We start from the raw sequence: 1,025 nt of genomic DNA on the forward strand, positions 1-1,025 counted from the left end.
GGCCCCTGGGCCGACGCACAGGCGATGCACCAGGCCGCGGCGACGGTCGCGCGGGACCGCGACGATCCCTGGGCGCAGGCGTACGCCCTGGTCTGTCTCGCGGACACGCAGCGCCTGCGCAGCGACTACGACAGCGCCGTCGAGGCCTTGCAGCGTGCCCTCGACCTCTACCGCCGCCTGGGCTCCCGGGGCGGCGAGGCCAACGCCCTGCTGCAACTCGGCATGGTGCGGTACTCCGTCGGCGATCATCCGAGCGCGGTGCCGCCGCTGCAAGATGCCCTCGACCGCTATGCGGAGCTGGACGACCGCCGCGGCGAGGCCAACGCGCTGCTGCAACTGGGCATCGTGCGGTACATGGGATCCGACCTGTCCGGTGCGGTGGATCTGCTGAACCGGTCGCTGCGCCGCTCGCGCGAGCTGAACGATCTGCCGGGAACGTCCTCGGTGCTGACGGTCCTGGGTTACGTGCACCGGATCCGCGGCGACTACCCGGCCGCCGAGGCAGCGCTGACCGAGGCGCTGCCGCAGTGCCGCGAGCTCGGCGATCGGCTGCGGGAATCGAGTGCGCTCAACCACCTGGGTGCCGTGCTGCACCGCACCGGGGACCGGGCCGGTGCGGCGGACGCGCTCGCCCTCGCCGTCGAGCGCAGCCGGGAGGTCGGCAGCCGGCTCGGCGTGGCCACGGGGCTGGTCTTCCTCGGCACTCTGCGTCGCGAGAACGGTGACCCCACAGCCGCGATCGAGACCCTGACGGAAGCCATCGACCTGGTCCGCGACCTCGGCGTACGCGGCGGCGAGGCGGAGGCGCTCAACGAGCTGGGGGCCGCGTACCGGGATCTCGGTGAGCTGGACCGGGCCGCCCAGCATCACCGGCTGGCGCTCGGCCTGGCCCAGGAGATCGACAGCGCCATCGACGAGGCCCAGTCGTACGCCGGGCTGGGCCGCACCGAGCTGGCGGCGGACCGGTCGGCCGCCGCGGCGGAGCACCTGCGCACCGCGCTCGCCCTGTTCACCAAGGTCGGCAC

At 73.8% G+C, this 1,025-nt stretch carries 1 protein-coding gene; it reads left to right on the forward strand.

Annotated elements, in window-relative coordinates; genetic code table 11:
- Positions 1–24: 24 nt before the first annotated feature.
- A partial coding sequence (locus AB0C29_RS50205) for a tetratricopeptide repeat protein (protein ID WP_360835704.1) occupies positions 25–1,025 on the forward strand: 1,001 nt, incomplete at its 3' end.

The sequence above is a fragment of the Actinoplanes sp. NPDC048791 genome, assembly GCF_040650095.1.
Lineage (GTDB): Bacteria > Actinomycetota > Actinomycetes > Mycobacteriales > Micromonosporaceae > Actinoplanes.